Origin of the sequence: Solibacillus sp., from assembly GCF_040273735.1 — a bacterium.
GTDB lineage: Bacteria > Bacillota > Bacilli > Bacillales_A > Planococcaceae > Solibacillus.
Map to the genome: position 1 here is coordinate 84,980 of NZ_JBELZM010000016.1, position 9,598 is coordinate 94,577.

Here is a 9,598-nt window from a genome sequence, read left to right on the forward strand (position 1 = left end):
AAGATTATCAGGAAGTAGTTTCTATCATTTGATTGGAGGCCCATTCACCATGTTCTTTCAGAATTACCGCAATCTAATAAATGAAAAAGAAGGAATTTTATTTCCTTCCAATAGTTATCGTCAAATGGTTTTACAGCCCGCTTATGATGAGGCACGCAAGCATTTTTTGGATGCGATGCTTCAAATTCATATTGCCCATTTAAAGATGCTTGAAGAACAGGAATTGGTTACCCCAGAAAATGCACGTCGCATCGGTCAAGCTATTCAAAAACTTGATCTGGAATATTATAAAACGCGTGATTATAACCCGCAATTTGAAGATTTGTTTTTTCGGATTGAAAACAAGCTAATCGAACTTGGAGGCGACATTTCAGGAAATTTACATATCGGACGCAGCAGAAACGATATGGGAATCGCCATTTACCGCATGACACTACGCAAAAAGATGCTCACGCTCATGCAGGAACTTTTGAATTTACGTCAATCGCTAATTATTTTTGCCGAAGAGCATGTAGAGACGATCATGATTGGCTATACACATACACAGCAGGCACAGCCGACAACATTTGCCCATTACTTAAAGGCTGTTATTGACCAGCTGACCAGGGACTATAAACGAATGCAAGCCGCATACAATACGATTAACCGAAGCAGTATGGGCGCGGCGGCTTTGACAACTACAGGCTTCCCGATCAGCCGCGAACGAATGCAGGATTTGCTCGCCTTTGATGACTTAATCGAAAATGCCTGGGATGCGGTCGCCGGTGCTGACTATATTGCGGAAGCGGCCAGCATTGTACAGCTCGCTGCCCTCAATTTAGGGCGCACATCGCAGGACTTTTTATTATGGGCAACGCAGGAATTCAATGCTTTTAAACTTGCCAGCCCTTATGTGCAGATTAGCTCCATCATGCCTCAAAAACGCAATCCTGTTTCAATCGAGCATACACGTTCGCTTCTCTCATCGGTTGTCGGGGATGCGGCAACAGTACTACAAATGGTCCACAATACACCATTTGGGGATATAGTCGATACGGAAGACGATATGCAACCTTATTTATGGAGGGCAATTGACCGGTTAGTCGGGATTTATAAGCTATTTGCAGGTATGATTCTTACGATGGATGTGAATAAGGAAAACCTACTGAAACGTGCGCAAAACAGCTTTGCCAACGTAACAGAGCTTGCCGATTCCCTCGTACGTTCCGAGGGTATTTCATTCCGCCAGTCACATAAAATTGTCAGTCTGTGCGTGCAGGAACTGATGGCAAATAATAAAGAATCCCTCGCAAGCCTGACATGGAACTTGGCAAACGAGAAATGCATAGAAGTTACAGGAAAGTCGCTTCACATTAATGAGATTGCCTTTTACCAGGCGATCCAGCCGGAGTACTTCGTTAATATACGTACATTAAAGGGAGGGCCTGCGCCTGCAACAATGCGAAAATCGCTAAAACAGGCACAAGATGATACGGTCCACCTTGAAAGTTGGCTGAGAGAAAAAACAGAGGCAATTTTAAAAGCCGAAAATCGATTGGAACAAATTTTAAAGGGGTGGACGGAATATGAGTAATCGTTATGTATTAGCCGTAGATGGTGGTGCCTCAAAAACAGTAATGACCATTCGTTCAACAGATGGCCGTGAATTATTTACTGCAACTTCCACAGGATCGAATCATCAGGCAGTCGGAATTGAACATGTCCAACATGTATTTACCGGCCTGCTCAGGAGCGCAGCAGCCCATTTACCGAGTCTGTTTATTGATGTAGCGATCTTTGCACTATCGGGCATTGATACCGAACAGGATAAAAAGATTATCGAGGAAATTATTGAAGAAAGTATCGCCCGCTCCCCTTTTACATTCGGTCAAATTCTAATAGAAAATGATGTTGAAGCAACTTTAAAGGGACTTGGCAAGAACGATGTAAGCCTGCTTATTTCAGGTACAGGGGCTATTTGCTACAGTCTTATGAATGGCCGGATTAGCCGCGGCGGCGGCTGGGGTCACCGGATTGGCGATGAAGGAAGCGGTTACTGGATCGGAAAACATATTGCGAAGGCGATCTTCCGCGCTGCTGATGGACGCAACAAGCCGACCTTATTAACAGAGCTTGTTTTAGCAGGTCATCATGTTAAAAACACAGATGAATTGTTCAATCTCATATATTCAGCGGATTATACAAATGCCCGATTGGCCAGCTTCAGTTCCTATTTACAACAGGCGGCCGAAATGGGAGATGCCGTTGCCCAAAAAATTATACAAAAAGCAGCGGATGAGCTTGTTTTACTGGCAACAACAACATTAAAAAATGCCGGCTATTCAAATAAAGCACATACACTGTATTTAAATGGCGGAATTTTAAAAAACAATCCAGGGCTTGTTGAATTAATAAATTCGCAGTTCCAAATTACACACCCGAATATAACGTTAAAGTTATGTGAGGATAAGCCGATTGAAGCTATTTTTAATCGAGGCTTACGCGAATTAAACGGTGCCCAGCCTGTAAAGTAGACATAGAAAAATCCCCTTTTGCAGCATTTGCTTAAAGGGGATTTTATCTTTTACTGTACTGCGTCTTCCTGACTTCCCAGCTTTGAATCGATTAACCCTTTTGCCTCATCCTTCATCTCATCTGTAATCGATAAATACACTTTCCCCAGCGCCGTTAAAATGATAAACGCATCATCCGTCAAACCGACTAATGGAAGAAAATCGACAACTAAATCCAATGGCAAAATAAAGTACCCCAGCGCCCCTAAAACAATGAGTTTACTCGATTTAGGCATGTCCGGACTACGTAGGGCAACGTAAAGTGTCGCCGCTGCCTGCATCGCTTTATAGCCTAAACCTCCGCCGAAGTTTTTCATTTTATGCAGGAACTTTTTATCTGAATAATGTTGGTTTTGACCTTCAATCATTTTGTCGAAATTATATTGTTCGCTCATACGTATGCTCCTTTCCTTGCTATTACTTTAGTATTCCTCAAATTTGCGTATCGTAATCCTATACGTATTCGCAATAAGAAAAGATTCATTTCGTATTTTGCCTTTTATGTAGAAAATTTGACCAAAGTTGCTGGAAGATTTTTGTCGGGTTCAACACTTCATCATAGTAAATAATTGAATTTTTTCGGAGCTTTGCATGACCGATCGGCACCTCGTAGACAGGGACTTTTCTTCTTATCGCCTCAATCAGCATATTCGTGTCATAGTGGTAAGACTCACCTTTCACTTTACAAAGCCATGGCAGATTTCCTCGTGGAATGTAACGTAATCCTGTTTGGATGTCGAGCAGACGTTTACGGATAAGCAGTTCAAACATCATCGAATAGGCACGATTTTGCAGTTTACTAATGAACGGATAATCTGAATCTTTGAAATCGCGAATGCCTAGTATAATCCCGTCCGAAAAGATTTTCGTACTCGATAACACCTGTTCCACATCCAATACTGAATGCTGACCATGCGCTCCTACCGTAATAATCCCCTTTGTCTGCATTCGGGATTTTAGAATATGCTCCATTCCTGTTTTAAGAGCGCGGCCTTTCCCCAAGTTTTTGTCATGTGTTAATACTTCGCAACCTTCTTGCTGTAATTGTTCAAACAGACCGTTATATTTTTCATCACTGCCATCATTAATGACAATAATATTGGCAATCGGCAAAGCACGCATTTTCCTGACAAATTGCAGAAGGACCGGTAAAGGGTTTAGTGCTGGAATCATAACAATGACTTGCTCCATTTTGTATGCTCCTTCATAGAATATTTATGAAAATTAGAGAATAGAAAGCTATTCATCAGCATTTATAATCTCAACAGGAATATGCTCGAATTTTATTACATCAAACAACCCTGTATCTGTAATCTTAATATCTGGAATAACCGGCAAAGCGAGAAATGATAAAGTCAGAAATAGATGATAGTCGAGTGTAGGATGAATTGTATGCAGTCCTTCATGTAATTTCTCAAGCTTCTGCTTCGCTTGTTCAGCAGAAATATCTGTCATAAGACCTGCGATTGGGAGGCTGAGTGAAGCAGTCACTTCTCCTTCATTTACAACGACCAGCCCGCCTTGAATTTCTTGAAGTGCTTTAAGTGCGATTAATATATCTTCATCATTTGTTCCTACTGCAATTGCATTATGTGAATCATGGGAAATCGTTGTTGCTACAGCTCCGCTTTGAATACCAATACCATGTACGATTGCAACTGCCTTTGTCCCCACGTGGTGATGCCGCTCGACAACCGTCAGCTTCAATAAATCCTTTTCGATTGATGGCACAAAATGGCCATTTGCTACATCGACTTCCATCTCAACCCTGTTTGTAATGAGTTGGTTTGGCACAATTTTCATTACATTTGCCCTGTTTCCTGTAAACGGCAAGCGTAAATCTTCAACTGTAAGCTCTGGTAAATGCATCGACTGTAAAATGGATGTTTCTACAATACATTTTTCCGGAGCTGGTGAAAGCATTTCTCCATTTTCGGCAACCTTTCTGCCATTTTTCCATACAGCAAGTGCTTTCATCGTCTGCAAATCCTCAACTACTATAAAATCTGCATCATAGCCTGTAGCAACTGCGCCTTTATTTTTAAGACGATAACATTCAGCGACATTTAATGAAGCAAGCTGGATCGCCATTAATGGATCCATTCCTTCAGCAATCGCCAGTGCCACTGCGTAGTTAATACTCCCCTGCTCCATCAGTTCATCCAAATGCTTATCATCCGTACAAAAAGCAAAACGCCGCGCATTCGCCATTGTTACAGCAGGTAAAATGGCTTTTAAGTTTTTGGCTGCCGAACCTTCCCGGATCAACACATACATTCCCTGCTCCACCCGGTCCAATGCCTCTTCGGCTGTCACGCATTCATGATCTGTTGAAATTCCTGCTGCCCGGTAACCACGTATTTGAGAACTTGTTAAGCCTGCACAATGCCCATCAATAACCATCCCGTATTCTTGAGCAAGCTTCAGCTTTGCGAGCATTTCCTTCTCCCCGTTTAGTACAGCAGGAAAATCCATTACCTCTGCTAATCCCAGTACATTCTTATGTCCGATAAATTCTTTTAAATCTTTTGCCGTCAGCACAGCTCCTGCATTTTCAAAAGAGGTCCCCGGTACACTCGAAGGCAGCATAAAATAAATATCCATTTCGACATCTTCAATATCCTGCAGCATAAATTCCAATCCAGCTTTACCTGAAACATTCGCAATTTCATGCGGGTCTGTAACGACAGCTGTCACACCATGTGGAAGTACGATTCGATTAAACTGTTTTGGTACAAGCATGGATGATTCAATATGAATATGTGCATCTATAAAGCCCGGTACAATATATTTTCCGCTTGCATCTATTACCTGTTCCGCTTCAAATTCACCTGGCTCTGAAACCGCAATAATTTTGCCGTTTGCCACTACAACATCGCCTTGTCGCCAACGTAAATTAAAGACATCAGCAATTTGCGCATGTTGAATAATGAAATCCGCTTTAACTCGTTTTTGAGATTGGTCGATAATTTGCTTCATATGCCACCCCCTGTTTATCTCACACTATGATTTCTTTTAATAATTAAATAAAAAAGGGAACGCTTCAAAAATCGCACCGTCCCTTTTCCTATAATTGCACCAAATCTCTATATAGCTTTTATGGAAGTTTTTAGATTTGTACCGTTGCAGCTTCTATCTCTTTAGCAAATATGCCTTTTGCCTTTTCAATATTGACTTGCAGCTGCTGCTCTTGCAATGCTTCACCAATCACAACAATTGCCTGCTCCAGCATTTCCGCTGTCGTATTCCCCATATGTCCAATGCGGAATGCTTTTCCTGCTAAGTGGGCTAAAGAACCCGCTACGATAATGCCGCGCTTCGCAAGACTTGCTCGGAACTTGCCATCTTCAATACCTTCAGGATATAAAATACAGCTTAATGTCGGCGCAGCTACTTCTTCATTAGCCAATGGTGTCATCCCGTAAGAACGCAGTGCCGCACGGATCGCTTTACCAAATGCGATATGACGCGCTTCACGTTTCTCGATACCTTCTTCTAATACAATATTCAATGCAACATCATATGCGTAAATTAAGTTAACCGGAGGCGTCGCAAAGTACATTGCTGGGTTATCCATGATATTGCGCCAATTATGTATATCCGCATAATAGGCCGGCACTGTCCCGATTTGTTCACGGGCAGCCAATGCCTGCTGACTGAAAGCGACAATCGCCAGCCCAGGAGGAATACCAATCGCCTTTTGGGATCCTGTTAAAACAATATCAATTTTATAGTCTTCTTCACCGTAAGCTTTACTCATGTCCTCTTGCAATGCAGCTGTTGCGACAACACCATCGACTATGACAAGTGCACCAGATGCTTTAATAATCGGTACAAGTGTTTCTAAATCCGACACCACTCCAGTAGATGTATCGGCATGTGTAATTGTTACCGCCTTATAATTGTTGGCCTTCACTGCTTCCTCAACAAGCGTTGCGTCTACACGCTCACCCCATGTTGACTGCAGTACATCAACTTCAATTCCAAATGCTTTTGCAAGTGGTGTAAAACGATCACCGAAATAGCCATGGCTAATAACAAGCAGACGTTCACCTTTTGCAATAGTATTTACTATTGCCATTTCCATTGCCAATGTACCTGAACCTGCTACAACATATACTTCCCCATCTGTATTAAACAGCTTTTTCGTATTGGCAAGCGCATTTTTAAATGTTTCTACAAACCTAGGATCGGTATGGCCTCTCGTTTCACTTGCCAAAGCATCATAAATCTCATCCATTACCGGCGTCGGCCCAGGTACTAATAATAATTCTTTATTTTTCATTGATTTTACACCCTTTTCTTAATAGTAAAAATATTCTATCTATATAATATTCTCTACACTTTACTAGAACTCCTTTATTTCTACAAAATAGAAAATGCCTTTTTAGCCCCATCCAAGCTAAAAAGACATTCATCTTTATAAAAACCCCTTAGTTTTCCTTATATGTTGGGAGGCATCCCATACTAGACCGCGTTCCAATTCGATTTAGCACTTTTCATAGTAGTCAAGCTGTTCAAGTTCAAGAAATTATTCCTCTTCCACATCCTACGTTTCTTTCAATAGTCGCTTCGGCATAACGCTTATTTACTTAGTGCACATTCCCCAATGTCACTTGAATCGGTAAGATAGAAGAAAAGGAATACGTTAATCCGAATAAGCAGTTCCCCGTTTATGATTATATTCATAACACTGCCTACTAAACCTCAATCTTATACAAATTGCTCTGTTTCAGTAGAGCCCGACATAGCAGTTGTCGAAGATGTACCACCTGAAATTGTTTGCGATACTTCATCAAAGTAACCAGTTCCTACTTCACGTTGGTGACGAGTAGCAGTGTAACCTTTACTTTCAGCAGCAAACTCTGCTTGTTGTAGTTTAGAGTAAGCAGCCATACCATTGTCTTTGTAGTCATGCGCAAGCTCGAACATTGAGTAGTTTAAGCTGTGGAAACCAGCAAGTGTAATGAATTGGAATTTGTACCCAAGTTTACCTAACTCACGTTGGTACTCTGCAATCTCTTCATCTGATAACTTAGCTTTCCAGTTGAATGAAGGCGAGCAGTTATACGCTAACATTTTTCCTGGGAACTCAGCGTGGATTGCAGCAGCAAACTCACGAGCTTCTTCTAATGACGGGTGAGAAGTCTCACACCAGATTAAGTCTGCATATGGTGCATAAGCCAACCCGCGTGCAATTGCTTGCTTAATACCTGGTTTAGTACGGTAGAATCCTTCTGGAGTACGTTCGCCAGTTAAGAACTCTGCATCTCGTGGGTCAATATCCGATGTTACCATGTCAGCAGCATCTGCATCTGTACGTGCGATTAAAATTGTATCAACGCCCGCTACATCAGCAGCTAAACGTGCAGCAATTAAATTACGTACAGCGTTTTGCGTTGGTAATAATACTTTTCCGCCTAAGTGTCCGCATTTTTTCTCAGAAGCTAATTGGTCTTCCAAATGCACGCCAGCTGCACCTGCTTCAATCATCCCTTTAACTAATTCAAATACGTTTAATGGACCACCGAAGCCTGCTTCCGCATCAGCTACAATCGGTGCAAACCAGTCAAAACCATCATCGCGGCCTTCTGCATGGTCAATCTGGTCAGCACGCTGAAGCGCCTGGTTAATACGTTTCACTACTGCTGGTACAGAGTTTGCAGGATATAGAGACTGGTCCGGATACATTTGACCAGAAAGGTTTGCATCAGCCGCTACTTGCCACCCCGATAAGTAGATTGCCTGTAAACCTGCCTTTACTTGCTGTACTGCCTGATTCCCTGTTAAAGCACCTAAAGCATTAATGAAAGGTGCTTCATGTAAGGATTTCCATAAACGAGCAGATCCTCGTTTTGCTAATGTTTGCTCCTGGATAAATGATCCTTGTAACTTTACAACCTCTTCTGCTGTATAGCCACGCTCAATACCTTTCCAGCGCGGGTTTTCTGTCCAATCCTTTTGTAAAGTTTCGATTCTTTCTTGACGAGTTGACATAATAAATTTCCACCTTCCCCATTGTGTATGGATATTCTGTTAGAAAAATTTGTAATTAACTGTTCCATAACAGAACATCTTGCTGTAATATAATGTATAACAGAATGTTTAACTTTTCATTATTTTCTGACAAATTAACTTTAATTTAGGATGAATGGGTATATTTGGCGGATGAATTGTCATTTAGGCAATAATACAGAGGGAGTGGATTTTCATTGTCATTACAAAATATTGAAATCGAAAAAAGCATTTTAAATCAGTATAAAATTATTTTAGAAGATTGGATTCCTCAAGATGCATCGATTGCAATAGCAGTAAACAATAGCTTTATTTATTTCAGTACAGGTCATCACCGTTTTTCATTGAAAGTAGGCTCTGCTGTACCGAAAGATAGCATCGCTTACAAAGTACTTCAAACAAAACAAAAAATTGATGCTGTTATGGAAAGTACACTTTTTGAAACCCCATATTATGCGATTGGGTATCCAATTTTGGTAAATGGCGAACATGGGGCTTTAGTTGTCGTCCTGCCTCCACTATTTAAAGTAAAGTGTTCAGATATGTATCAGTTTTTAACAGGAAAACAGATGGAAGATTGGGTACCCATTTCGATTGATCAAATTTCACATATTGAAAGTCTGCAAAAGCGAACATGGTTTTACTCCAAGGGCGAACAATACAAAACAGCCATTACACTTAAAGAATTGCAGACTCGATTACCAAATAACTTTCTTCGTATTCATCGTTCTTATATTATAAATATTTACTATATAAAGAAAATCTCGCGGGATCTGACATCTAATTTTATTGTACAGCTGAAGGATGGCTTAGAATTACCCGTAAGTCAGTCCTATATAAATAACTTACGGGCAGTTCTGGAGTTTTAATATGTGGTGAATTGTAGGGGAAACCTACAAAAGACTGGCTATATAAATTGAAATTCAACAACAAAAAAACCACTGATTCCTCAGTGGTTTTACATGTGCGAAGCGACGTCCTACTCTCACAGGGGGAAGCCCCCAACTACCATCGGCGCTAAAGAGCTTAAC

General features: G+C 41.1%; 8 protein-coding genes. 3 read left to right on the plus strand and 5 right to left on the minus strand.

All coding sequences use genetic code 11. The annotated features are described in order from the left end of the window. Window positions 1–49 precede the first annotated feature (49 nt). Window positions 50–1,573 (plus strand): argininosuccinate lyase, encoded by a 1,524-nt coding sequence (argH, locus tag ABS917_RS15225; protein WP_350479793.1) that lies wholly within the window; start codon window positions 50–52, stop codon window positions 1,571–1,573. Then, the gene (locus ABS917_RS15230; RefSeq protein ID WP_350479794.1) at window positions 1,566–2,513 is read left to right on the plus strand and encodes an N-acetylglucosamine kinase; all 948 of its coding nucleotides are present in this window, start codon (window positions 1,566–1,568) and stop codon (window positions 2,511–2,513) included. The genes argH and ABS917_RS15230 overlap by 8 nt, the downstream gene beginning before the upstream one ends. A 50-nt stretch (window positions 2,514–2,563) precedes the next feature. Here the strand turns inward: ABS917_RS15230 and ABS917_RS15235 are convergent, their stop codons facing one another. From ABS917_RS15235 to aceA, 5 genes are all read right to left on the minus strand, one after another. Continuing rightward, window positions 2,564–2,947 carry a YkvA family protein gene (locus ABS917_RS15235; protein ID WP_350479795.1) on the minus strand — a complete coding sequence of 128 codons (384 nt, stop codon included), beginning with the start codon at window positions 2,945–2,947 and terminating at the stop codon, window positions 2,564–2,566. An 85-nt stretch (window positions 2,948–3,032) separates the two neighbouring features. Then, window positions 3,033–3,743: a glycosyltransferase gene (locus tag ABS917_RS15240; RefSeq protein ID WP_350479796.1), complete on the minus strand. Its 711-nt coding sequence runs from the start codon at window positions 3,741–3,743 to the stop codon at window positions 3,033–3,035. 48 nt (window positions 3,744–3,791) lie between these two features. Beyond that, entirely contained in the window at window positions 3,792–5,531 is a 1,740-nt protein-coding gene (ade, locus tag ABS917_RS15245) for an adenine deaminase (protein ID WP_350479797.1), read from the minus strand. Between the two features lie 130 nt (window positions 5,532–5,661). Beyond that, window positions 5,662–6,837: a pyridoxal-phosphate-dependent aminotransferase family protein gene (locus ABS917_RS15250; RefSeq protein WP_350479798.1), complete on the minus strand. Its 1,176-nt coding sequence runs from the start codon at window positions 6,835–6,837 to the stop codon at window positions 5,662–5,664. Window positions 6,838–7,265: 428 nt separating this feature from the next. Next, the gene (gene aceA / locus ABS917_RS15255) at window positions 7,266–8,549 is read right to left on the minus strand and encodes an isocitrate lyase (RefSeq protein ID WP_350479799.1); all 1,284 of its coding nucleotides are present in this window, start codon (window positions 8,547–8,549) and stop codon (window positions 7,266–7,268) included. Window positions 8,550–8,764: 215 nt separating this feature from the next. Between aceA and ABS917_RS15260 the strand changes: the two genes are divergently transcribed. Further along, window positions 8,765–9,436, plus strand: coding sequence for a LytTR family DNA-binding domain-containing protein (locus ABS917_RS15260; RefSeq protein ID WP_350479800.1), 672 nt, complete (start codon window positions 8,765–8,767; stop codon window positions 9,434–9,436). The last annotated feature ends 162 nt before the right edge of the window (window positions 9,437–9,598 follow it).